Origin of the sequence: Lysinibacillus antri (assembly GCF_003977595.1) — a bacterium.
In the GTDB taxonomy this organism is placed as follows: Bacteria; Bacillota; Bacilli; order Bacillales_A; family Planococcaceae; genus Ureibacillus; species Ureibacillus antri.
Genome location: NZ_RYYR01000006.1, coordinates 1 through 25,620, shown reverse-complemented (window position 1 = coordinate 25,620; position 25,620 = coordinate 1). Strand labels below are relative to the sequence as shown.

Genomic DNA, 25,620 nt, shown 5'->3' with positions numbered 1-25,620 from the left:
CTTCTTTTTACGTAGATTAATAGCCATTCACAAACTCACTAATTACCTCTAGTTCATCTTCCGTTAGCTCTCTGTTCACTTCTTTTTTATAGGCTGCCATAATTTTTAGCTGTTCCCCTTTATACTCAGCAGTGTATTTGGCAATTGTTCGAAGCATCGTTACCTCCTGATAAAACTCATCTTTAGAAATTGCTCTCCCATGCGAGAGAATGTAGTATTCCGCATCAAAGGCTTCCAATGTATCTAGTAGTGTTAGTGTTTCATTGATTGTATAATTTCTTTTTTCTGAGAAAATATCAGAATAGATACAATCCCCTAAAAATAATATTTTTTCTTCCCTTATATACACAACAACAGAATCTGAGGCATGATTCCCACCCACATGTTGAAGAACACAGTGGATTCCACCAAGGTCGATCTCTATCTGTTTTTCAAAGGTTAAGTTAGGTAATGCAATCGTAATATCACGATTCTCAACAAATTCCTTCTTAATGGCCGTTGCGCAAAATTCAATTTCTGTTCCTTCTTTAACCCTTGCATCAAGTGCTTCATCCGTCCAAGAGAGAGGGATTAATTTTTCCATCTCCGTCTTTGTTTCTTTGGAGGAAATAGAGATTGTATCTGTTAGTGCAGATAAGCCAAAAATGTGATCCCAATGCCAATGTGTTAATGCTACTATATTGGGATTGGGCACGTTACGTTTCGATAATTCCTCAAGAAAATACTTTGCATGATTTTCAGAATTACCTGCATCAATCATTAACGTCTTGTTATTTCCTACTACCATTCCTAGTATTGGACGGTCTGTTTCTGAAATTGGTGTTATATACCAGAAACGCTCGCCAATTTGTTTAATTGAATGCATCAATTATCTCTCCTTAAAATTAGGAAGTACTATATAACTCTTTATTTCTATTCAGTAATTACCTTTTGATTTCCTTGAAATACTGATAAATCTTTTCTAACTTTTTCTTATGGTTTCCCCTTGGACTTTCCATATTCCCAAATTCAAAAAACTTCACTTTCTTGATACCAACAAAATTGAATAGAGCTCTTTTCATTAACACTTTATGTGCATTATTTAACCAAAGAAATGGGTAATGGGTTGGTCCTTTCATAGTTGATACACAAACAACCGATTTCCCCTTTAATAAACCTTCTGGGAAAAGCCCCTTTTTATCTCGATAAGCAAAATTAGAAGCAAATAATTGATCAATATAACCCATAAGCATTGCTGGAGGCCTTCCCCACCAAATTGGATAAATAAAGACAACTTTATCTGCCCACTTTAGTTGATTTTGGTACTTTTTTATACTTGGGTCAATATGCATATCACGTCTACGTTTTTCCTCATTAAAAACAAGCAGTGGATTAAAGTTCTCTTCATATAAATCTAAAACTTGTAGTTCCTCTATATAAGGATTTTCGTTACTTCCTTTGATCACACTTTGTAAAAATGAATAATTTAGACTTTTATGATTTGGGTAAGTATAAATGATTAATAATTTCATCGCGCACCTCTTACTTATCATTTGATAAGTAAATTGTAACACCTTCCATTTTGGTTATCAATTGATAATTGTAATATGATAACAAATTTGTTATGTTGGCTTTGAGAGGTGATGAGATGGACAAAAATACATTATTTAATAAACTTGTTTCATTTACAACTTCTGTTCATCGCGTAACAAAGGAATTAACGAAAAATGCGAAATCCGAGTCAATCTCGCAAGTTCAATATAATATTCTTGAGTATATCGCAGTTAGCCAACCTGTCACTCCGAGCGAGATTAGTGAATGTCAAGACATTGCAATGCCCAATACGAGCCGTGAACTTAAAAAGTTAAGTGAAAAAAATTTAATAGAAAAGATAATTGATCCTAATGATCGACGAAAACAAACAATTTGTCTTTCTAAAGAAGGCGAAATGATGATGGATGAAGCCTTTTCAACAATTCAATCACGCTTTCTTGATAAAATACAAAATGCCTCATTAGAAGATTTAGAAGAAATTGAGCAAGCTATAGAAATACTTCAGAAAAAGCTATTTTATTAAAACAAGGGTTCCTCAATTCCTGTTCGTCATTGGGGGAACCCTTGTTTTTCCTTCTATAGAATTTTTAAACCTACTCATAATTCTAAATAATAACGTTAAGTATTTTAAGGATTAATAAGTCCTTCCTCCTTTGCCTTAAATACAGCTTTATGCCTTCCTGTTACTTCTAATTTGGAATATATACTAGAAATATAGTTTTTAACTGTTCCTTCTGTTAGAAAAAGTTTACGAGCAATTTCACGATTGGTAGCTCCATTCGAAAGCTGTTCTAACACTTCTTTCTCTCTTTCCGTTAGTCCGAAGTTATTCTTTTTACTTTTTTCCTCTGTTACATAGGTTGATGGATTAACCCATTGAGTGATTAACTGCTTGGCGATTTCCTGAGTAATCAGTGTTCCGCCATGATATACAGACCTAATCCCAGCTGCAAGTTCATTTGGGTGAATTGCTTTTAATAAATATCCTGCAGCCCCTGAAGCCAATGCATCCCTAACATAATCTAATTCCTCAAAAGTAGTTAAAATCATCACTTTAACCTTAGGAAATTTACTCGTAATTTCCCTTGTAGATTCAACTCCATTCATCAGCGGCATATTTATATCCATTAATACAACATCGGGAGAGAGCTCTTTAGTTAATTCGATTGCCCTTTTTCCATCCTCAGCTGTTCCAACGATTTCAAAATCTTCTTCTCCCCCTAAAACAATAGAAAGACTTGCCCGAATAAGTTCCTGGTCATCTACAATTAATACTTTTATCATTTTATTTCATCCCCTCTTAAACTCGCACTTTAACTGGTAAAAAACAAGACACAGTTGTTCCTTCCTTTACCTTCGATTCAATGTTAATACCACCTTGAAGAGATTCCAATCGGTCCCTCATTCCATTTAGGCCAAATCCAAAATTAATATTGCTAATCCCGATACCATTATCTTTAATTGTTAAAATTACATTTGAGTCATCGCCACTTAATGCAGCCGTTATTTTATTCGCATGTCCATGTCTGACAGCATTCGTTAAGGATTCCTGAAGACAACGGATAAGAGTGATGGTTCCCTGTGTGGAAATACTTAAATCTTGTGATCCTAAATGTTCAAAATTGATTTCTAGTTGGGTATGTAAAGCAAAATCATTTACTACTTTTTTTAGTTGGGTAGATAGATCTTCTTTTTCTTCATTCGGAGAAATCTGATGAATTTGACTTCTAACTTCATCTAAGGATTTTCTCATTACGTTCCTTAATAGGTCAATTTGTTCTTGCGCTTTATCTGGTGATTTTTTTTGTAAAAAGGATGCTGCATCAAGCCCCATAATGACCGAAGTAAATGTATGTCCAATCGTATCATGAAGATCTTTTGCAAGACGATTTCGTTCCTCTAAAAGAGTGATTTTTTCAATCTGCTTAGCATATTTCTCTAAAAGTTGATTTTGCCTTCTGTTCTCTTCAAGTAACATTTTCGTTTTCTTCTCCGCTTCAAGAACTTTTGCTATCGCTATTCCGATACCGAAAAAGAAGAAGCCATCAATAACGCCCATCCCCAACTCGTCTAATCCAATTGCAAGTACAGCAAAAAAAGGGGCGATGGAGAATCCAGCCCACAAAAACCATCGTTCCTTTCCTTCCCTACTATAAATGCCAGCACATAACGCAGGATACGCCAAGAACGAGGAATACTCTTTCGTATAATAACAACCTACAATTAAAAATAACCCGCTAAAAATCAATTCTAATAAGGCATAGTTTCGTACACCAAAACTGTTTACCTTTGTTCCTGTCCATTGTGGAATAAGAAAGGAAGAAAGAAATAAGGGCATTAATAGCCAAAAGAATGGCCTTGAGGATAAAAATAAAATGATCATTAGTAAATGTATAATAAACCAACCAATCCTGGTTATTTGCGCAGTTTTATACACCCAATGTGGTTCATGTTGAATCGGTAGCATACATAGCTCCTCCGCCTTAGTTTTTTACTATTATTCTACACAATTTTCCCATTCCCCTTTTTATGGATAGTAATAAAAGTCCTATGACCCCCTTATGACGAAGTTCACTATTAGGTATGACCTTTTTTATTCGATAATGTGGTTATAAATCAAAGGCAGAAGGGGCGTTTTTTAAATGAGGAATTTTTTATACCAACATGGTTTGGTTTTATTTCTTATCGTATTTTTTGGAAGAGTGGTACTAGGAATGCTTTCAGTTAAGGGAATTCAATTAATAAATCCAGAACTTTCAATTCAAGAGGACCTAGGTTGGCTAGTCATGCTTATATATGCAACTTGTACCTTTTTAGCAGTGAAATGGGTGAAGATCGACAAGGAAATTGGATTAACAAAACCATCTTCAATGAGAGAATATTACGTCTGGTTACCAACACTTATTATTCCGTTAACAATTGCATATCTATTAGGCTTTAATTCTACGTGGGGACATGTGCCGCTATTACTTATTGCAGCTGTAGGTGTTGCAATAAATGAAGAAATTTTATTTAGAGGAATATTACTCCGTGCCCTTCTACCGTTTGGAACTGTAGTAGCGATCATTGTACCATCCTTCTTATTCGGAGCAATTCATCTTAGTAATATAATTGTAGGTGGGGATGTAACATTTGCTCTTTTCCAGTTTGGATGGACATTTTTTGCGGGTATGGCTTTAACTGCTATGGTTTTAGCTAATAATAGCTTGATCCCTGCTATTGTTTATCACTTCATTTTAGATGCAGTAGAGTATGCAGCAACAGGTGAATTTGGTGTTCATAGCACAGATTATTCAATCAAATGGCTAATTATTTTGTTACTACTTAAGGTGGCATTTTTCATTTATTCACTGTTCTTATTAAAAAAATCAAAAAAATCCTCCCAACAGGTTAGCCTTGCAATATCATCTGCTAATTAAAAAATCCTTTAGAATTCATGAACACAAAATTTATCGGTAAAATAAAAAAATGCCTTGTTCCGCAACAAAAGTGAAACAAGGCATTTCTATTATTGCAAGCGTTCTAAATCCTGGTACTCTTGCATATATCGGCCACTATCGGCCACTGCAGAATGGTATAATGCTTTAATCGCAAAATTTTTCTCTAAGCCCATTTCTGCCTTTATTCTTTTTAATTCATCATGTAATTCACGGTGTTCGTTAATTAGCTTTGTCATAACCGTTTTATTATATTTCATCTTGTCACCTCTAGTTGATTACTTGAATAAATACGACTTTTAAATAATTAAATTCAGGAAAATTATGTGGTACGGTAAAATCCTCTGGCAACTGGTGCTCTTCTACTATTTTGTAGCGCGTATTCGTTTCCTTGAATGCTTTCTCTATGAAGGTTTTAAACTTCTTCATGTTGAAGCTTGCATTATTTGTAGACGCAATAATCATACCGCCATCATTTGTAATTTTTAGTGCATCTTTTAGTAACTTTGGATAATCCTTTGCCGTACTGAAGGTCATTTTTTTCGTACGGGCAAAGCTTGGTGGATCTAAGACGACTACATCAAATTTTAAGTTATGGCGTGCGGCGTAGCTAAAGTAATCAAAAACATTCATAACTTTAATATCTTGTGATTCATAGTCAATCCCATTCACTGCAAATTGTTCAATTGTTTTTGGTAGACTTCGTTTTGCTAAATCTACACTTGTTGTCCCGACTGAACCTCCTAAAGCAGCAGCTACAGAAAATGCCCCTGTATAAGAAAAGGTATTAAGTACCGTTTTCCCCTCTGAATATTTATCACGCAATGCTGCTCGAACATTTCGTTGATCTAAGAAAATTCCTGTCATAGCCCCATCATTTAAGTCCACTGCATAGTTCATCCCGTTTTCCATTACAATTAGCGGGAACTCGCCTTTTTCCCCTGACACGTAATCATCTTGCTCCACATACTGACCATTTGTATCAAAACGTAATTTTTCATAAATGCCGCGCGTATTCACTACTTCGTTTAATGCTTTGTAAACATCTTCACGGAATGAATAAATGCCTTCACTATACCAACTCACCATATAAAAGCCGTTAAAGAAATCAATCGTTAAACCACCAATACCATCGCCTTCACCATTAAATACGCGGAAAGCCGTTGTATCTTCAGAGGCATAAAAATTTGCACGCTTTTCTGCTGCTGCACTTATTTTTTTAGCGAAAAACTTCAAATCGATTTTTTCTTTTTCTTTACGCGTTAAAATCCAGCCAATTCCCTTATTCTGAATGCCATAATACCCCGTTGCGATATAGCCCCCATTTTTATCAACTAAGCGTAATAAGCTGCCCTCTTCAATCGCCATATTTGACGATTCCACTGCCTCTTTTAAAATTAACGGATAGCCATTTGTAATGTCTTTAATTGAAGCCGATTTTATTTGTAGTTCTACTAACTGTCTCATTGAGTCATCCTTACTATTGTTTAATCTATTTATTATGCCACTTTTTATTGGAATAAGCGAAAAAAGAATGGAGGGAGGTTTACCAAAAAATGTTGGGTCTGTTGCTCTGAATTAATACAACAAAAAAACTATAGACATCTCAAGTCACTCGAGTTATCTATAGTCAAAGAAATGTACAATTTATACACTAAAAGTTTTTTGTTGGGTTTGAGGCGCGTACTTTCTTATATCAGCAGGTGTTTTCGCATTAGGTGTTTCAAAAGTTTGATAGATTGGGGCTGCTTCTATCCCTATTTGATAGCATTCATCTACTGGCTTACCCGACTCTTTAAACTCCTTCAACATTTTGAGGAATCCAAACATCCCCATTGATCCATACTCTCTTACTCGACGAACTTCATCAAGGTTGAGGTACACAATCGTAAAGGACTCTGAATCTCCTAACTCCTCAATGATTCTACCTTCTGGGTCAACTGCTACAGAATGTCCCATACCGATTGGGTTTGGATGGTTAATACTTACAACAAAACACTGATTCTCTACCGCGCGTGTAATCGCGATCGGAAGATTATTTCGTTGCCCACCAATCCAATCTCCTTGTAATGTAGGTTTAATGATCACCTCTGCCCCTTTGAGAGCTAAATTTCTTGCCGCTTCTGGATAATGTCCATCCGCGCAAATCATAAATCCAACTTTCCCGATATTCGGAATTTCATATACTGGGAAATCATCACCTGGAATGGACGGTTCTAAAGGATACGGAATGAATACTTTTCGATATTTCATCACGATTTCACCTTCTGGGGAGATCAGAATCGCCGTATTATACGCCTCACCCTCTGTTTCTGCTTTTTCAAACATAGATCCCGGAGCTATCCATTTTTTAAGTTCTTTTGCTTTCTCACAAAGTTTATTCGTTAAAGGGCCAGGAATGGATTCAGCAGTTTGATACCAGTTTTCAGGATCTAGCCCGTTCAGATATAATTCCGGAAATGCAATTAAGTCCACTGCAGGATTCATATTAGCAATCGTATTCAGGTAATACTCCATTTTTTCATAATTCTCTTGCTTTCTTTTTTCAATGTCAGGATTATTACTAGGGGAAGCAATTTGTACTAATGCTAAGTTTAAATAACTCATATTCCACTACCTTTCATTGTTTGATACTACTATTATCAACAGTTATGGAAACGTTTTCAATTACACTTAAGTATAATTTTCGGAATAGTCTTGAAAATGAAGTTGGAAATGATTATATTCAGAATAAAGTAATTCAACAGGAGGGGATCATTGCAAGTGCTGACGAGCGTAGATTATGAAAAAGTCGTGAATTTTATGGATGAAATGACGAACCCTATCACTGATTTTCGCACTCATGTATTAAAAACCTTTAAAGACTTATTTGACTATCACCAATCAAACTTTTGGCTTGCTGATAATCATACAAATTTAGTAGATCCCATTCGTCTAAATGTTGAACAACACGTTATGAATGATTATCTGAATGGATGTTCTCAATGGGATTACCATATGCCAAAACACATTGAACACAAACTAGCAAAACAGCGTGTATTGAGAATTGAAGATATTATTCCACTAAAACAATATGAAAGCGAATCCTATTATAATGAATTTATGCGCAAACACGGCCTTTACTATCAAATGGTTGCTTATATTATAAATCGAGGTAAATTACTTGGCGGAATAGCCTTTGTCAGATCAAAATCGGATAAGCCGTTCACACTCAATGATGTAGCCAGCCTAGAAATTATTGTGAGATATTTATCCGAAAGTATGGCTAATTTGGAAGAGCAAGCAATTCAGATTGAGTGTATTTCTGAAAAAGAACGAGAGGTAATCGAACTAGTACAAAAAGGATTATCCAACAAAGAGATTGCGCAAACACTTTATATTAGTATTTATACCGTGAAGAAACACCTGCAAAATATATACAAAAAACTTAATGTCCCCAATCGAACAAGCCTATGCTACAAACTCCAAAATAATAATGGTACTTTCCTAGGAAATAGTAATTGGCAAATCAATTTAAGAAGCGAGTAATTTTAAGCTTTAAGAAATAGATGTATTAAGAATATTATCTTTAAAAGTGAATCATAAAGTCATTTACTAACGAACAGTCCCTGTAGTGTGAAAAATACTTCAGGGTCTTTTTTTGTATCTCCCCCATTTGCTTTAAACATAATTATCCCTCTTTTTATTAAATATCCATATTTTATCCAAAAATAATATTGACTAATAATTAGCACAAATTTACAATTAAATTAACTCGAGTTAATAAAATTACTTGAGTTAATAAAAGGGGGTTATTGTATGATAAATAAGGTCTTTAATTATCAAAGTAAAGTAACAATCAAGTTATGGTTACTATTTCTACTACTATCCCAATCTCTGTATATGATAATGAAAGCTTATTCGATTCCCAGCATAAGCTATGAAGTAGGTGGTCTTTTAATTTTTGATATGAAGCCTTTAGGATATACTTATGATTATGCATATACATTTCTATCCAAATTATCAGAAAAAGGTTATGAAATTTATAAATATACGCAATTACCTCTAGATCTTTTATTTCCTATTTTTAATTGTTTAACTGGATTATGTACCTTTGTTTTATTATTTCGTTTTTATCATAAGGTCAAATTCCAATTAGAAGTAAATTGGCAATCAACATTTGCTAAAACTCTATTATCTATACCTTTTATCGCTATGGTAGCTGATTATTTAGAGAATATCTCCATTTTCATTATGCTTTTATACAAAACAGCCGTTCCAAAACCACTTGTTTATACAGCTGATGTTTTTACAATTATAAAAAGCATGTCAACTTTAGCATTCTATATTGTCATTATTATTCTTTGCATTATTAGTAGCTTAAAATGGATGCGTAACAAGACTAAGGGGGAGCCTATTGATGGAAAACTTCGGAATACGAGAGAAGAAAACGGCACTTTTGAAGGTAGCTATACTGGAAGAAATGCTTCGTCTGTTAAAAGTGAAAAATCTCAATGAAATACACATAGAAGAATTGTGTTCGAACATTAACACAACAAAAGTAACTTTTTTTAAATACTTTCATTACAAGGAGCAGGTTTTGGATTACTTTGTATGCAAATGGCTATATGATCAAAGCTTTGATATTCACTGCAAAAAGTACCAAGGTATTGATGGCTTGTATCAGGTCTTTAAATCCATTTGTGACGATATAACTCCAGGGAAAAAGATTATGGTGTCACTTGTAAATTATTATAGTAAGCTTACGGAAAAACCAGCTCCGATTGTACCTTCACCTTATGAATACTACTTGTTTAATAAAGAAGCATTTCAAAAGTATATTGAACCCTTAAATTTACATCAAGTTTTCACTTACTATCTTTCAGGTATACAATCGATTCATCCATCCCAGTATAATGAAAAGGTTTGTCAACTGATCGCTTTAATGTATGGTGTTCCTATTCAAACACATATTATGGAGCTAGATGATATGTATCCTTTCTATGAGATGGGTGTAAAAAGCATTATTTCAACTTCCATAAATAATAATGATCACTTGTAATAAGCCCCATAAAAATTCTTAAATATCATTATCCACTAATTACATGCTATAAAAATACCTTTCTACTTTAATGTAGGAGGGTATTTTTTATCTACAATTACTCAGTTCCACTAGAGTTAAAACTTTAGTATCATCTAAATTTTAATATCATCAATTCTTTTTAACTCCTAAAAAATATGATCAAAAGAACTTTAATCCTTCCAAATTATTCAATAAAATGATGCTAAAGTAATAAAAAACTATTGTTGGATAACTTAACGTACATTACACTAGAGATATAATTTCAATAGCACAGTAAGGGGCAAATCAATGAAATATCTTTTTAAACCAGGAATGTTTATTTTAGACAAACTAACATTCAGTAAAAAATTCATGCTGCTATTTATCTTAGTTATATTAACGTTTAGTTACTTATTGCTAGATATTGTGCAACAAACAAATGATCGGATTGAGACGATTGAAAAAGAATTAACAGGTATTGACCTCATCGAAGACGTATACCCAATATTAAAATTTACACAACAACACCGCGGTCTTACCGCAAACCTACTTAGTGGAGATGTATCCGCAGCACCAAAAAGAGAAGAAGCAGGGCGACATGTAAATGAATCATACGATGCATTGCTGAAGGATATAAAAAATTATGATTCTCGCACAGAAATTGAAGCAGATATTAAAGCGGTGAATGAAATTTGGAAGAAAGTCCAATCTACTTCAGCGAATGGAACTGTTAAAGATGCTATAGCATTACACAGTGATTTAATTGAAGAAATCTTAAGTTTACTTGAATCAATTGCAGAAGAGACAAAGATTTCATTAGACCCAGATGCTACAAGACATCATCTAAACAACTTATTAATTGAAACATTACCACCAATTACGGAAAACATGGGGAAAGCACGTGCAACCGGAGTTAGTGTAGCAACAAAAAAAGAACTAACTGACGATAATCGATACCAATTATTATTTTTAATGCAAACGATGCAAAGTTATGTAGATGCCTCGTTTGATAATTATGAAACGATATTTAAATTAGATCCTTCTTTAAAATCTCGTTTAGAAACACAAGCAAACGAATCATTAAAGAGTACAGAAGAGATTTTAACTATTATTGATACTGAATTATTAAAAGTGGAAAACATTACAATTGTACCCGCTGATTATTTTGATGCAACGACTGCTAATATCAATTCAGTTTTTGATTTAATCGATTTCCAAAAGGAAGAGCTGCAAAAACGTTTAGAAAAAGACCTAGCATCTTACGAAAAGAAGCAAACTATGACATTAGCTTTTATTGCAGCCATTGTATTTATCTTATTATACGCTTTACTGTCATTTTATTTTAGCATTCAGACACAAGTAAAATCGATACAGAACCTTGCAAAACAACTATCTATTGGCGATTTAACAGGATGCATCTCGACCTCGTCAAAAGATGAATTTGCATCGATTTCAATATCATTAAATGAAATGATTGAAGAAATTAGAAAAGTCATTACGAATAGTAAAACAACAGCTGAGTCTGTTGATATTTCAAGTAAGGATTTATTTGCTATCACAGAAGAAACAACCAAAGCGACAAATCATATCTCTGAATCAGTAGAAAAAGTATCAGATATTATTGAAGAGCAACTGAAGCAAGCGAAAAATAATGTAAAATTAATGGATGATGCAGCTCAGCAATTAGAAATCATTGCACAAACACACACGCATGTATTAGATGCATCAGACGCTACATTACGTGAAGTAGAAGACGGGAATCAAAACTTTGATAATCTATCGAAACAAATGGCTATTATAACGCAATCTGTAACGGCTACTTCAGAAGTTATCAATCAATTAAACGAGCGTTCAAAAGAAATCGGTACAATCTTGGATGCGATTGTAGCTATTGCTGAACAAACTAACTTGTTAAGCTTGAATGCCGCAATTGAAGCTGCGCGCGCGGGAGAACATGGAAAGGGTTTTGCAGTTGTAGCTGATGAAGTGCGCAAATTAGCCGACGAATCATCTCGTTTTACAGAACAAATTCGCCATATTATTAAAGGTATCCAACTCGACACAACAAACTCTGTAACAGCTATGCAAAATGTATCGAATGAAACAGTAACCGGAACACATCTAATTCATACAACAAAACATTCTTTAACACGTATTTTAGAACGAACAAGTGACGTTTCAGAAGAAATTCATTCCGTTATTAAATCGGTTGAAACCATCGCAAAAGAAATGAGATTATTAGATGATTCCATTCATCTAGAAGCTGATCAAGCAAAAATATCCGAGGATAATATTCAAATGATTTTAGCTGCGACAGAACAACAGCTCGCAGCAATGGAAGAAGTAACAGCTTCAGCTCTAACACTTAGTGATAAGTCTTCACAATTAAAAGAGACAATGGAGAATTTTAAAACAAATTAATGACCCATCAAATTGTACTACTAGTTAATTGATACTTTCACTTGATTTATCGTCATTAGTTGCGCAAAAAGTAGTTGTACCTTCTGAAATTATTCGTATCCTAATCTTTTTAATTACACATAAAAGTACACTCCCTGGGAAAATTAATTATGGTTACAAACCCTATAATTTAAGGAGATGGTACTTGATGGCTGAAATGCTTTACAGTTCAACTGCAACAACTTTCGGAGGGCTAGAAGGAAAAGTCCAATCAGCAGACGGCGTAATAAATATGGCAACTGCTCTACCCGGAACAAACCGAGATGAAAAATTAGACAACGTAACAAATCCTGAACAATTATTTGCAGCTGCCTATGCAACGTGTTTTGATAGCGCGTTACAAATCGTAGCGAACAAGGAAAGCGTGAACTTAGAATCACAAGTTACAGCTAAAGTAAATTTATTAGAAGACGAACAGGATGGCTATAAATTAACAGTCGACTTACAAATTAAAGGCGCAAACATAGATAAAACGAAATTAGAGGATTTAGTTCAAAAAGCGAATCAGATTTGGCCATACTCGGAAGATAAAAGACGTAATATGGATTTCAACTTACAAATTGAATCATTAAGTCACTAACTAAAAATTCGGGCCCTGGAGTATCTTTCATACATCAGGGCCCGAATCTTGTTTTAAATTTATCCGAAATGCTTTTACTCTATTCAATAGAGTGGTTCTCTTACAACATTCCCAATACTAGTTAAAAAGTTATGTAATGATACACCTATTTATAGGCTACCTTGACAGAATAGCCTAGGTTACCGAAAAATTCCTTCAACACTTTTTCTGCGTTTTCTTCTGCTGTTTGCAATAACCCAATTTCTATTGCTTCTTTTTTAATCTGTTCCTGTGCTTGTGCAGCTAGATCAAAACCTTTAGCCCATTTAACCTCTTCACGGAATAGCCCATTATCTGAAAATGTTATTACCTGATCCATTTGAATAGCCGGTTCTTGTATAAGAGTAGCTGGCGGTAAAAGGATTTCTAGCTTTTTCTCTTTTTCATCGACTTCAATATCATTAAAAGAAATCTCTTTTAAATCCACTCCTGCAATGACTGTAGCTGGAACAATCAATAATAAATGGCGCTTTGTCCCAGGTAAGTTATACTGTATATCTTGTCCAAACAATTGATTATCTTCTTGTTCGATTACAACCTTAACATAGGCTTCAGAAGTAGCGAGAGTAGCTAATTCCTGGACTTGTTCGACAAAGGTTGTACTTTCTTGCTTAAAGGTGCTCTGTGAAAACAACCAGATTCCCCCTGAACTAACCAAAGCCAATACTAGTGCAATAAAAACTATTTTCACACCCCAAAATTTAAAGAGAAGCTTAAATAAAGCGCCTGAAAGATTAGCTGACTTTTTACTTTTTCCGATTGCCGCAGTCGCAGCACTCTCTTCCTTACCTGCGTTTAGCTCCCTTAATACACTCTCCAATTGTTGGGATAATAACAAATCCTTTTTCCCCATGTCATCCACCTCCTGAACATTAGAAAAATTAACTATTCATAAACTATCAATCTTGTACTACTTAAGTTTAGCAGATTACTAGGTTTAAAACTGTTATTTATACTTCTAAATGAATTGCCCCTCTATTATATTGGGGATTAGCGAAAAGTGGTACGTCCAATTAATGGAGGGATTTTTTTGGAGTACATAAAAAGTACCATCCAAATGTAGATGGCGCTCCCCTTCTTAACTTACTTTAATATGGCTTCATAATAACCGACGATCTCTTTAAATTGAGTATATTAAAGAAGCTTCAATCAAATTTGCAGCCTCCGATGATCAAAGTATAAAAGTTGAGTTTTTTGAGTTTGCCATAATTGTATTCCGCGCAGCGAAGAATATTAGGGGAAATTATACCACCCTCCTTCTCATATACGCAAAAAAATATATTAGTATCCAATAAGCTTATAACTGCATATTGTTACAAAAAACAAATGGAGTTGATTGTTTGAGCAAATTCAATCCAGAAAAACTATCTGTTCAATATAGAAATGGGATGACTGCGATGCAACCTGTTATTCCAAGGCGATACACACTTACTCACTCTGATGATACAGGAGATTTGTTTTTAACGATTGGAAATGAATATGCTTGGGATAAAGTGAATCCTAAGATGAGAGACGAGGTTTTAGGTGAATGGAGAATGAATGGGGGATATGTATATTACTGTGTATATCTTCATATAGACCAAGGTGAATACGACCAAAATACAGCTGCTAAACGCATGGAAATATTTAAACGTGAATTGCCACTTGCACTAACCGCCATTCGATATGGTGACAGATCACTATTCAACAAATATCCGAATCTAGATAATGCGATGATTATCGTTAACTTTATGTCCACTTATCCTCAGTTTAATAGGCAAGAGATTTGGGGTACTTTCGGCAGCATGTCTATATAAACATAATAGCCCTCCAGATAGATTCTGGAAGGCTATTGGGTATTACTTATATCTTCAATTACTTTTCTATGGGCAAATCAAATGTTACGGCCTTCTCTTTGAATAGCACGTTTGCCTCGCTATCTTTCAGTGGGCCTACTTGAAGCTCAAATTCTTTAAAGATTGTGAATTCATCCTTTCTGAATAAGAAAACCGTCAAAAACTCTTCTTTGTCCCCAGGATTGAATGTCCCTCTGTAATTTGGCTCTAGCATCCCCTGATTAAACATTGTCCCTCGATTTTTATCGATCGTCAATTTTCGATCCAGAAGGAATTTATCAAATGGGGTATCGCTACCATTTTCAATTGTAATCTTTGCCGTTAAAGCCACAACTCCGCTATCACCAAAATCGGTAAAACTATCTTTATAAGCCTCGGTTGGCGTGATGTTCGCATATTGAACACCATTTAACGTAACCTTTACTCCATCAATTTCTTCGGTTTCATTAATGTCATTTTTTTCGAAAAACAATTCTTTGTCCGCAATATTTTCTGTTACCATTTTATCTTGGTATAGCTGTGATGATACGGCAGCTTTTTCAACACCTTCATCATTAAATGGGATTTTAAATATTGCATCTTCACCCAATTTTTGTGAAACATCATCATTTAGGAATAACGAGTCAATTTTTAATGTTGGAGAACTTAGTTTATCAAATTGGGCTTTTGTCATCGAATGGGCGTTCATCCCGGTGAACGTTTTCCCTTTTGAAAACTGTGAAACATTTTCAGTACTGTCATCTTTAAGCCATTGTTCACGGTCAACAAGATGCTGCCTCGGAATGATATAATCCATCCCATCATCTGACAATAAAGAAACCCCACCAGCATAATACACATCTTCTTTAGAATTGTTTACTAATGTCATTTTATAAGTTAAGACGTATCCTTCATCCTCATCATCAAAATTTGTCTTGCTTGATTCATTCATATTGGATACATGCACAATTTGATATTCGTCAATCTGAATCGATACTTCCTCGCTGTACTCATGTTTCAATTCAGGGTTTTTATTCGTATAAACAACTTCCACATCTGCGTTTAGGTCCTCAGCGATAAACGGATTTAAGATTGTCCCATCTCCATTTTCTATTTGTTTCTCATCTGATTCATTAGCATCGTTTTCAACAACTGTAACAGGGGTTTGACCTTCTTCAACATCTGTATTAATTCCGCATGCTCCCAATAAAAGGGCAGACAAAATCGTCCCAAATAACGCTAGGTTTTTCATGTCCATTCTTATTCTCCTTTTACACTATGATAATAGAAATAATCATAGCATTAACAAAATAGGAATTGGGTGTTTTGGTAAAAAACGGATATAAGTTACTAACTACCCCTACTGTTGAATTTAGTTCATTCGGGTAAAACTTTAGTTCATTCTTCTTATTCATGTGCTTTTAGAATAGGACTAGGTATATTGCAAAGATTTTAAATAAAGTGAAACTTCAATCCGTGGGGGTTTTCTTCATCCCCCACGGATTGTTAGTTGAACCAATCGGGCTTTTACGAGCAGTTAATCTCCCACCTATCCTTTTTGTTTTACTTAAGTCTTGAGGTGGGAGTCTTTACTGCCCGTTAATGCGGGATAAATTAACACCAGCCTATTTAAAGGACTGGTGTTAGATTACTTTTATTTGTAGTATAGTTTTCCCTGGTGTGTCTAGTGATGTTTTAAAACTTAAAATAAGTATAGGTAGCTTTAATTTTATAGGCTCCTTTAGCTATTCGCCTAACTATTTTCCAAACCTTTTACGATATCCGCATTTTCTACATAGCTCCTCCACTGCCTCTCTTCGTGAAAAGCCATCTACAAGATTTTTTGCTCGATCCATCTCGATAATATCAGAAAATGAATTTTCATTAATATTTCCTAAATTGATCACTCCCTCGCCATCTAGACAACAAGGGATAACCGTTCCGTTCGCTAAAATGCCTGCTTGATTTCGCAAACCATGGCAGAAGCCCTTTCCATCATCTTCTTCTTCATGTAACGCAGGCCACTGAAACTCATAATCTTGATTAATGAAGATGCGATCCGCAATTTTTATGCCGCTTCCTGGCTCGACCTTCTCTTCAATTTTATAGTCTAAATCAAATTCTTTTTCGATAATCTCTAGTAATTCTCTGTTTCGTTGTCTCTCAATATTCGTCTTATTATCTTGTGTAAGGTTCCACAATCTCAGAGAAACAATCATTTCGGATTGACTCGTTGCTTCTTTAATAAACGAGAGGATACTTCTCACGTACCCTTCCTTATCTTTAGAACCGATATGGCCATCAAAGCTATGGAGTGAGAAATTCATCTGTCTTAGTGCAGGCTTATTTAGCAATCTTTCTCTCTTTTTATTAATTAATGTCCCATTGGTCGTGATATTCACTTTAAATCCTTTTTCATGACTTAAGTCTAACAATTGATCTATTTTAGGATGAAGCAGTGGCTCACCTTTTACATGTAAGTAAATGTAGTCTGTGTGCGGTTTAATTTGGTCTAATCTCTTAGAAAAATCCTCCACAGAAATGAATTGCTTTTGTCGTTCTGTCGGCGGACAAAAGCTACATGCAAGATTACATACACTAGTAATTTCTAAGTAAAACTTCTTGAATTTTTTCGCCATTCTTTCCCACTCCTTTGACTACTTAAACAGGATGAACTATTATTCTATCACTATTCCAACATATTTGTTCCTAAATATTAAACAGGCTTATTCAAGAAACAATTATTAAAATTTTGCTATTTAACAAAATGCACTTGTACTGTTTATAAAAATAGTAGAAGACCATCAGAGAATTTCCTCCAATGGTCTTCACATGTTTTTTAATCCTTACAATAAATTTTGAGTCATCTACTAATTTTGCTTTTCAACAGCTATATAAGCTTGTTTCGGATGATTTATTTGATTTGGGTACTTCAGCCTTACTTTCCCTTTATCTAATAGCTTTGCAAGATAATTATTTCTTAATCCATCAGGAGTTCTCCCCAATAAGTCTGCCAGTTCTCTGATCATTAATGGTCTTTGGGTGCACAGTTTCATAATTATTTCTTCCATTACGCTTGGTGATAAACGTTTTTTCCTTCTGGCAAGCTCTGATATTTCCCACAATTTCTCTTCTACTTCTTTTGGAGAAGATACGTTAATCTCCTCCTCTTCCGTTTCAGTTATCAAAGCGTTTCCTGCCATCTCTATTTTTTCGTCATTTGTCGCAAGCATCTCACTATTATAGGAGTTCAAGATGCTATCTAAACGATCAAAAGGGAGTGCCTCTTTATTATAGGAGTCAACCTCGTTATTACAGGAGTTAGTCTCGCTATTTAAGGAGTTAACGCCGTTATTACAGGAGTTAATCTCGCTATTAATGGAGTCTACACTCTTATTATAGGAGTCGCTTTCTTTATTTACGGAGTTTATCTCGCTATCAATAGTGTTCCCTTCATTATTATAGGAGCTAGTTTCCTTATTTACGGAGTTCTCCAAAACGTCAAAATTCGCCATTAAGGGCTCATGATGTTCTTCTTCGGGAAATAAAAACAGATCGCTTTCTGTGATTTCTTCAAAATGTTCCTGTTCTTGTTCTTCCGTTACGTTTAAATTTACATGTAACGTGAGAATCGTACGCTCTGACTCTGGATCTTGGGTTAAATCAAACGCATCATCTCCATAATACTTCCAAGCTGTTTCAATGCTCTTTAATCCAGAACCAGTTCTTTTACAAAGCCCTATTAAAATAAACATTTTAAAAAGGTTAGGGTTACGTAAGTTACTAATATTCCCCTCTAATGCCTGTTCTACGGATATACGAAGAAGACCAGGGTTTGAAAATCGAAATAAAGTGCTTTCTTTTTCGATTACAACACCGCCTTCTCCATAATAATCCGAGTGAACTAAGGCATTGATTAGTGACTCCTGTAAGCAAGCTTTAATAGCAGTCTCATCAGATTGCGTAGAATTAGATCTTTTATATAAACTATCAAAACTTCCGACTAAATCTGTGCTCGTTTTAAAGTAAAAATCAAATACATTCCCTGACCAAGTCCCATCCTGTGAAGTAAACCGTTTAGACCAAGCCTCATCTGTTGTTTCGCCTAAGTTTTCTCGATATTCAATAAAATACTGTGGTAATACCTCTGTAATGATTCTTTCTTCACTAAACATCAGTAAGCCAGCAAGAGTTAAACCTTCTTTATTCGTATTTCGAACCTTTCCCCAAGCACCAATTTTATATAGAAAATCCTTCATCTCCAATCCGTTCCAAGGGTGATCTGGTTTACTAGCGGAAAATTTCTCTCGATACCTTTTAATCGATTCAAAATTTAGTTCATTTATCCCATAATGTTCTAAAATCAAATTGTCTTGCGGAACGGATGAATAATCAGGTGGATGATGTACATTTTTATTCACATTCAATCTCCCTTTTATACTCAATTTGTTTCTCTACTACTCTTATCTTATCATCTTTTATCTAATCCTTCTCTTCTATTAATGGCATATGTAGAATTTCCCATTAAACAAATTGCTGAAAAAATACTGAAAGCTGGGAAATAAATTATATTGGTATACAAAATTAAAGAATTTCAAAACTAGAAACCACTTTTACATTTTTTAAATTAAAACAAGTAGGCTATCTTAAAATAATCTCTCCTCCAATAGAATAAATGATACTTTTTTGCGGTTTTACCTTCTATATATATGGTATAAATTTATCTGCATTTACTCCTCTATTAAATAGTTTTTGTACAATATAATTGGTAAATTTCCATGCACTAGGACATAAAAATAGCCATCATCATAGATATTGTTACTTGAATAAACTATGTCCAGTTCTTTTTTGTAAAACATGGATAAAATACACATTATATCTACCATAAAGATAAGTTACTATCATGTAGGGATTTTAGAAATACAGGAGCAGAAATGGTAATTCTTTTTGAAATGCTCGGTGAATATATCCTTGATGGTTTTAAATTAGCAATTATTGTCGGGGCTGTTAAAGGTCTGAATGAAGAGAAGGGGAATGCTGTTGCACGTTTTGGATTAAAACTGTTATATGGCGCCACACTCGTAAGCATCCTTTCAAGTATTGTTAGTTTAATTTTATAATAAGTTGAGTAGCCGCTAAAAACGTTATAGATCAATATTTTTAGTGGTTTTTCCTACTCCTTATTTACTTATGATACGGTTCACCATGATGTATCTAAATGGGGTTTTAACTTTCATCTATTTAGGAATGTAATTTGTCCTACTATTAAAATTTTTATATAATATCTTCCAGGCGAGTAAAATAGGAGAATAATATGGTCACTCATAATTTTCAAAATTTATATATATATGTATTGTTTTTTTTAAGTTTTATGTTCATTTGCTTATTTATTTATTCTTATCCAAAGAGAAAACATCCTTATCTAATCTACTTCAGCTTATTCCTGGTATCAATATCAGTCAATCTATTAGGCGTTTGGCAAATGCCAGCTGCAATCACCTATTCGTCCTTAATTAAGTATATGTCATATGGTTCTAGTACCTTTTTCTTTTTATTCTATGAACAAATCTTTGGCCAAGGTTTTAAAAACATCAATCGGCGTTTATGGCAATTTCACCTTTTGTGCTGGTTCATGATTTCCTTATTATCAATGCTTTCAATTGTTCCCCTTGAAGGTACTTTTCTACCATATAGTATGCTAAATATTATATCTATTCTTTATGTTGCTATTATCACCATTGCAAAAGCCAATTATGGGAACAAAGAGGCGATTATTTTTACATTTGGACTAATAAGCTTAATCATTACCCTTATGATTGACATCTTCTCAGCCATTAAAATAGCCAATTATGCTCCAATTCAAACTACATCATGGGGATTACTAATATTTATAGGTTGTTTAACATCAATTTTGTTGAAACGGTATCTAGCAAAAAGAACTGATTTCATCTATGATCCTCTTATTTTTTACGATGATCCCATTGCTTTAAAAATGAAAGCTGATTCTATGGTCCTTCACACTCTTAAAAATGAAATTAACCGCTTAGCTTATTTAAATGAACGGAATAAACGACTACTATCCGCTACAGATATTACATTAAAAAGCCCTCTCGAGAAAAATTTTGAAGAGATGGATGTATCATTACAACATATGAACAATATGATTCTAGCTGTCAAAAAAACGGATGATATTGTACTTAATCGCAGAAAGCTTTCCTTCAATAGCATTATTGTTGAGGCACTCACATCCTTTCAAGAGGGTCGGACCAATCAGACAATCAAGTTTGTCTTGGATTTAACCGTCCCAATTGACTTAGAAATGGACCCCGTACATATCAAGGAATGTATTACTAATTTATTATCTAATAGTGTGGAAGCCATTGAACATCCAAATGGGGAAATAAAAATTCATCTATATCAAAGACATAATGAAGCCATTCTCGAAGTAACAGACAACGGGAAAGGGATTCATCAAGACCATATCAATGATGTAATCACACCCTTATATACTACTAAAAAGTCGGTTTCCCATTATGGTGTCGGCCTTTACTATGTTTATTTTGTCATTAACAAACATGGAGGAACGCTATCTATTCCATTTTCTAAAATAGGAAAAGGGACTACGGTTCGGATTCAGCTTCCGATTCGGACAAATAAGAAACGATTTTGGAGCGTGAATGCTTTTGGAAAAAATAAAAATTATGCTCGTTGAAGATGATCCAAGGTGGCAAAAGGACTTAGCCTATGACCTTGAAATGGAGCCCGATATTGAATTAATTAAAATCGCCTCTACAAAAGAAGAGGCAGTAGAAGCATCTAAACTACTACCTCTTGACGTGATTTTAATGGATATTAACTTAACAGAAAATAATTTAGATGGAATTGAAGCAACTTTTGAAATCTCTAAACTGGGGAATGGTAGTAAAATCATCATGTTAACTGCTATAACCGATCGGGATACAATTGTTAAAGCGATTGAATGGGGAGCCGCTAACTATGTAAGTAAATCGAGTATAAAAGATATTCTTAGTTGTATTCGTGATGCTTTCCATAATCAGGTTTCCTTACATCCTGATGCAACGGGAGCCATTCTGAGAGAGATCCGCCTAAAATCACTTACTCCAATGGAAAAAAACGTCTATAACTTAAAAGAAGAAGGATATACACGTCCGCAAATAGCCGAGTATTTTCATACTACATTAGATACGATTGGAACCCATATGAAAAATATTTCAAAAAAACTAAAACGTCGTCATTAGGGAGGGGAGAAAATTTCACCCTCCTTTTTCTCTGTTTTCCTTACTAAACTAAAGAGAGAATTTATTATAAGGAGAATAAATAGTGAAAAAATTAGTGGTTCTTTTTGTTATCTATTTTTATTTTTTCATATTACCATTGCACTCATTTACAGTGCACGCACAAACAGATAGAGAAACTGAGAAATTAAAGCAAATTGATAATTATATTTTAGCAGAGATGAAAGCAGCTCATATTCCAGGAATATCACTCGGAATTGTTAAAGATAAACAAATTATTCATTTAAAAGGGTACGGACATATTGATGATAGCGATAAGCCTGTAACTGCTCAAACACCTTTTATTTTAGGATCAACAACCAAATCCTTTACAGCGATGGCAATCATGAAACTAGTAGAAGAAGGAAAGGTCGATTTAGATGCACCAATCCAAACGTATCTCCCAACAATAAAAATAACTAATACAAAAATTACTGTAAGGAATCTCTTAAACCAGACGAGTGGTATTTCAATAGCCCCTAATCACAAAGATGACACATGGAAAATAAAAAACGAAAATATCGGACGTGTATTTGAGTACTCAAACGAAAATTATAAACTACTCGGAAAAATCATCACATCCGTGACAAATAAACCTTATGGAGAGTTTATAACAACAAATATCTTTTCTCCACTTGAAATGAAGCATAGCTATACATCGCAAACTCTTGCTAAAAAAAATGGCTTAGCATCAGGGTATCGGACCTGGTTTGGATTTAATATCGCCAACCAATTACCTTATAACAACGAAGATGATCTTCCGGCGGGTTTTCTTATTTCGAGTGCTGAGGATATGGCACACTATTTAATTGCTCATATGAATCATGGTCAATACAATAATCAAACATTAATTTCAAATTCCAGTATAGAGGAAATGCACCAACCGATTGTGAGGGCACCTATTATGGGTGAGGATAGTTATTATGGAATGGGTTGGTTTAGCATGCCAATAAATGGTATATCAACTATCAGACATTCAGGTGAAGTGCCTAATTATCATTCCACAATGATTATGATGCCTAATGAAAAATACGGGATTATCATACTTGCAAATATTAACAACTCTATATTAATATCTGGATTAATTGAGAGGATTGGAGAGGGAGTCGTAGATTTATTAGCAGGAAAGCAACCTGCGACCATTTCTAGTTCTACCTATTATCAAACGTATATGATTATGAATGGCATTATTTTCATTATCATCGTTCTACTGTTTTTCCATATAAAAAATATTAAAAAATGGAATAATCGATTAGCGAACGGAAAAATTGTAACATTCATTAACCCACTAATGATTAATATCATTTTACCTTTATCGATATTAACTCAATTGCCGAAGCTATTAGGGTTTACTTGGTCTTTCTTGTTCGACTTTGTTCCAGATGTAACTAGTTTTATATTTTCTGTTTCAGTAATCTTACTACTTGTAGGCTGTTTTAAACTCTATATGATTGCAGCTTACTTAACGAAAAAGCGAAAAATGGATTGGTTATCCCAATCCAACAACTCCTAAATCCGTTTCTCCTAAGTAAAAATTCTATCAGTACCATACTGCTGATAGAATTTTTGCTTTGTTGGTTTGATATTTCAATACCTAGGAATAACTCACTTACTTATAATACGGCTCTCCGTAAACAATATAAATGAAATTTTATATATATTCATAGTCTTATAGCAGTAAGTTAGGAGCCTCCATAATAACTATGAAATTAAACGATGAACAACTATAGTTAGGCATTTTATCTTGTTTTTCAGAATTTTAATATAAACCTTCAAAAAGATGAATAGATACTAATAGAATGTTTCTATTTTATATTTCATCAAAGGAGAGATTAAATGAAGAAAAAACTAGCTATTCTATCTATCTGTTCAGCTCTATCATTTTCTTTACTCGTTGGCTTCCCAACAAAAATAACGAAGGCTGCACCTGAAAAGGAGCACTATGTATTAGCGTATAAAGGGCAGTTACCTGATAATTACTCAGAGTCAATCTCTAAGGCAGGGGGGACAGTTGAAAGAGTTATATCTGAAATTGGGGTTATTGAGGTAGTTTCAGAAAATCCAGCCTTCCTTTCAAAAGTGAAGGAAGATACAAACATTCAATCAGCGGGAAGAGAACTTGAAGCATACTTAGAAACTGATCCTGATGACGCCGTGAATTTTACTCCTGGTACTCCAAATGGGCAGAAAGTTACTTTAAATTCAGACGCAGAAAGCTATTGGGATAAACAATGGGACATGCAGCGTATAACACATGAAGGAGATTCTTATGAGTTAAATAAAGGTAATCATGATACGGTTGTTGCCGTTATCGATACAGGAATTGACTTTAGCCATCCAGATTTGAAGGATAATGTCGATATCGTGGGTTCAAAAACCTTCGTACCAGGCACAAACGATGCTTGGGACCAAAATGGCCACGGTACACATGTTGCTGGTTCTATTGCTGCTAATGGAAAGGTTAAAGGTGTAGGTCCGGATTTAACGGTCAGAGCTTACCGAGTTTTTGGGGCAACTGGCGGAGCACAACAATCATGGATTACCGATGCGATTGTAACAGCAGCGAATGATGGAGTTGAAGTCATTAATATGTCAATTGGGGGTTGGCGTTGGATGGCTCAAAACTTAGATGAGAAAGGTGATTCTGCTTCAATGGTTGCCTACCAACGTTCCATTCAATATGCAATCCAAAAAGGAGTTACTGTTGTGGTATCTGCTGGTAATGATTCAAAAAATATGGGTGATTTACACGATATGCAGGCATATTGGAAGGAAACGTACGGTATAGACATTAAAGGTCCATCTCGTGTCGTTCCAGCCCAAATTCCAGGGGTAATTACTGTATCTTCCTCAAATGAATGGTCCAATACTAGCATTGCCTTCTACTCAAATTACGGAAATGGCATCGACGTAGCCGCTCCAGGTGGGGATAATGGTCCATTATATGATAGTTTATATCGTCAGAACCCAACCGGAAACTACTTAGATAAACGAGATTTCACTTATCGAACATTATCTACCTATCCTACTTATCCAGTCGCAGGTGGCAATGCAACTACACAGTTCAGTGACGGACAATGGCATGGCTATTCCTATTTACATGGAACATCCATGGCAGCACCAAAAGTCGCTGGGATAGCTGGAGTCATTAAAGCTGCTCACCCAGAGTATAGTCCTTCCCAAGTGGCAGCGGCTATCAGACAAAGTTCCATTGATTTTGGCAAAGTCGGGAATGACCCACTATACGGGGCAGGTGAAGCCAACATTTATAACTTCCTATCTAAGAATAGATCTATAAAATAATAATAGGACCGCTAAGTGTAAAATGAAGTGACCCCTAAAAGTTAGACACGGTTATTTCATTAGGCAACTTTCTCAAAATGGGTTCGGTATTGTACCGGACTCATTTTTAATTTTGCCT

The 25,620-nt window shown here is 34.6% G+C and carries 23 protein-coding genes and 1 pseudogene; 13 read left to right on the top strand and 11 right to left on the bottom strand.

The genetic code is table 11. The features are described 5' to 3' along the window. Positions 1-16: 16 nt before the first annotated feature. Both EK386_RS05715 and EK386_RS05710 read right to left on the bottom strand, forming a co-directional pair. Positions 17-865, bottom strand: a complete 849-nt coding sequence (locus EK386_RS05715) for an MBL fold metallo-hydrolase (protein WP_126658081.1) — start codon at positions 863-865, stop codon at positions 17-19. Between the two features lie 58 nt (positions 866-923). Continuing rightward, complete coding sequence (locus EK386_RS05710; protein ID WP_126658080.1) at positions 924-1,511, bottom strand: NAD(P)H-dependent oxidoreductase; 588 nt, start codon at positions 1,509-1,511, stop codon at positions 924-926. Between the two features lie 116 nt (positions 1,512-1,627). Here EK386_RS05710 and EK386_RS05705 point away from each other — a divergent pair, with 116 nt between their 5' ends. Continuing rightward, the gene (locus EK386_RS05705) at positions 1,628-2,056 is read left to right on the top strand and encodes a MarR family winged helix-turn-helix transcriptional regulator (RefSeq protein WP_126658079.1); all 429 of its coding nucleotides are present in this window, start codon (positions 1,628-1,630) and stop codon (positions 2,054-2,056) included. Positions 2,057-2,160: 104 nt separating this feature from the next. On the opposite strand, the gene EK386_RS05700 is transcribed toward EK386_RS05705, so the two are convergent. Both EK386_RS05700 and EK386_RS05695 read right to left on the bottom strand, forming a co-directional pair. Then, positions 2,161-2,817 (bottom strand): response regulator transcription factor, encoded by a 657-nt coding sequence (locus EK386_RS05700; protein ID WP_126658078.1) that lies wholly within the window; start codon positions 2,815-2,817, stop codon positions 2,161-2,163. Positions 2,818-2,833: 16 nt separating this feature from the next. Continuing rightward, complete coding sequence (locus EK386_RS05695; protein WP_126658077.1) at positions 2,834-4,000, bottom strand: sensor histidine kinase; 1,167 nt, start codon at positions 3,998-4,000, stop codon at positions 2,834-2,836. Positions 4,001-4,175: 175 nt separating this feature from the next. Between EK386_RS05695 and EK386_RS05690 the strand changes: the two genes are divergently transcribed. Beyond that, positions 4,176-4,952 carry a CPBP family intramembrane glutamic endopeptidase gene (locus tag EK386_RS05690; RefSeq protein ID WP_126658076.1) on the top strand — a complete coding sequence of 259 codons (777 nt, stop codon included), beginning with the start codon at positions 4,176-4,178 and terminating at the stop codon, positions 4,950-4,952. Positions 4,953-5,041: 89 nt separating this feature from the next. Here EK386_RS05690 and EK386_RS05685 read toward each other — a convergent pair whose 3' ends face one another. The 3 genes from EK386_RS05685 to EK386_RS05675 all read right to left on the bottom strand — a co-directional run bounded on the left by EK386_RS05685 (position 5,042) and on the right by EK386_RS05675 (position 7,577). Then, on the bottom strand, positions 5,042-5,230 hold the full coding sequence (locus EK386_RS05685; RefSeq protein ID WP_126658075.1) for a hypothetical protein: 189 nt from the start codon (positions 5,228-5,230) through the stop codon (positions 5,042-5,044). 10 nt (positions 5,231-5,240) lie between these two features. Beyond that, positions 5,241-6,437 carry a class I SAM-dependent rRNA methyltransferase gene (locus EK386_RS05680; protein ID WP_126658074.1) on the bottom strand — a complete coding sequence of 399 codons (1,197 nt, stop codon included), beginning with the start codon at positions 6,435-6,437 and terminating at the stop codon, positions 5,241-5,243. A gap of 180 nt (positions 6,438-6,617) precedes the next feature. Further along, positions 6,618-7,577 carry a carbon-nitrogen hydrolase family protein gene (locus tag EK386_RS05675; protein WP_126658073.1) on the bottom strand — a complete coding sequence of 320 codons (960 nt, stop codon included), beginning with the start codon at positions 7,575-7,577 and terminating at the stop codon, positions 6,618-6,620. A gap of 156 nt (positions 7,578-7,733) precedes the next feature. On the opposite strand from EK386_RS05675, the gene EK386_RS05670 reads away from it, so the two are divergent. The 5 genes from EK386_RS05670 to EK386_RS05650 all read left to right on the top strand — a co-directional run bounded on the left by EK386_RS05670 (position 7,734) and on the right by EK386_RS05650 (position 13,051). Beyond that, positions 7,734-8,498, top strand: coding sequence for a LuxR C-terminal-related transcriptional regulator (locus tag EK386_RS05670; protein ID WP_246027597.1), 765 nt, complete (start codon positions 7,734-7,736; stop codon positions 8,496-8,498). Between the two features lie 270 nt (positions 8,499-8,768). Continuing rightward, entirely contained in the window at positions 8,769-9,467 is a 699-nt protein-coding gene (locus EK386_RS05665; RefSeq protein WP_126658071.1) for a hypothetical protein, read from the top strand. Positions 9,468-9,549: 82 nt separating this feature from the next. After that, positions 9,550-10,011 (top strand): hypothetical protein, encoded by a 462-nt coding sequence (locus tag EK386_RS05660; protein ID WP_126658070.1) that lies wholly within the window; start codon positions 9,550-9,552, stop codon positions 10,009-10,011. A 309-nt stretch (positions 10,012-10,320) separates the two neighbouring features. Next, complete coding sequence (locus EK386_RS05655; RefSeq protein WP_126658069.1) at positions 10,321-12,432, top strand: methyl-accepting chemotaxis protein; 2,112 nt, start codon at positions 10,321-10,323, stop codon at positions 12,430-12,432. A 187-nt stretch (positions 12,433-12,619) separates the two neighbouring features. Beyond that, positions 12,620-13,051: an Ohr family peroxiredoxin gene (locus EK386_RS05650; protein WP_126658068.1), complete on the top strand. Its 432-nt coding sequence runs from the start codon at positions 12,620-12,622 to the stop codon at positions 13,049-13,051. 145 nt (positions 13,052-13,196) lie between these two features. On the opposite strand, the gene EK386_RS05645 is transcribed toward EK386_RS05650, so the two are convergent. Further along, complete coding sequence (locus tag EK386_RS05645) at positions 13,197-13,943, bottom strand: DUF4230 domain-containing protein (RefSeq protein WP_126658067.1); 747 nt, start codon at positions 13,941-13,943, stop codon at positions 13,197-13,199. Positions 13,944-14,430: 487 nt separating this feature from the next. On the opposite strand from EK386_RS05645, the gene EK386_RS05640 reads away from it, so the two are divergent. Next, positions 14,431-14,886, top strand: a complete 456-nt coding sequence (locus tag EK386_RS05640; RefSeq protein ID WP_126658066.1) for a staygreen family protein — start codon at positions 14,431-14,433, stop codon at positions 14,884-14,886. Between the two features lie 58 nt (positions 14,887-14,944). On the opposite strand, the gene EK386_RS05635 is transcribed toward EK386_RS05640, so the two are convergent. The 3 genes from EK386_RS05635 to EK386_RS05625 all read right to left on the bottom strand — a co-directional run bounded on the left by EK386_RS05635 (position 14,945) and on the right by EK386_RS05625 (position 19,325). Beyond that, complete coding sequence (locus EK386_RS05635; protein ID WP_126658065.1) at positions 14,945-16,162, bottom strand: DUF5068 domain-containing protein; 1,218 nt, start codon at positions 16,160-16,162, stop codon at positions 14,945-14,947. A gap of 499 nt (positions 16,163-16,661) precedes the next feature. Further along, positions 16,662-17,543, bottom strand: a complete 882-nt coding sequence (locus EK386_RS05630) for a radical SAM/SPASM domain-containing protein (RefSeq protein ID WP_126658064.1) — start codon at positions 17,541-17,543, stop codon at positions 16,662-16,664. Positions 17,544-17,774: 231 nt separating this feature from the next. Beyond that, on the bottom strand, positions 17,775-19,325 hold the full coding sequence (locus EK386_RS05625) for a DUF8451 domain-containing protein (protein WP_126658063.1): 1,551 nt from the start codon (positions 19,323-19,325) through the stop codon (positions 17,775-17,777). A gap of 564 nt (positions 19,326-19,889) precedes the next feature. Between EK386_RS05625 and EK386_RS05620 the strand changes: the two are divergent. The 5 genes and pseudogenes from EK386_RS05620 to EK386_RS05600 form a co-directional block, all read left to right on the top strand. Next, positions 19,890-20,024 (top strand): annotated as a pseudogene (locus EK386_RS05620) (NupC/NupG family nucleoside CNT transporter); the annotation flags it as partial. Positions 20,025-20,218: 194 nt separating this feature from the next. Beyond that, entirely contained in the window at positions 20,219-21,616 is a 1,398-nt protein-coding gene (locus tag EK386_RS05615; RefSeq protein WP_126658062.1) for a sensor histidine kinase, read from the top strand. Next, positions 21,588-22,163 carry a response regulator transcription factor gene (locus EK386_RS05610; RefSeq protein ID WP_158674379.1) on the top strand — a complete coding sequence of 192 codons (576 nt, stop codon included), beginning with the start codon at positions 21,588-21,590 and terminating at the stop codon, positions 22,161-22,163. The genes EK386_RS05615 and EK386_RS05610 overlap by 29 nt, the downstream gene beginning before the upstream one ends. A gap of 82 nt (positions 22,164-22,245) precedes the next feature. Continuing rightward, positions 22,246-23,712: a serine hydrolase domain-containing protein gene (locus tag EK386_RS05605; RefSeq protein ID WP_126658060.1), complete on the top strand. Its 1,467-nt coding sequence runs from the start codon at positions 22,246-22,248 to the stop codon at positions 23,710-23,712. 323 nt (positions 23,713-24,035) lie between these two features. Further along, the gene (locus EK386_RS05600) at positions 24,036-25,502 is read left to right on the top strand and encodes a S8 family serine peptidase (RefSeq protein ID WP_126658059.1); all 1,467 of its coding nucleotides are present in this window, start codon (positions 24,036-24,038) and stop codon (positions 25,500-25,502) included. Positions 25,503-25,620 lie beyond the last annotated feature (118 nt).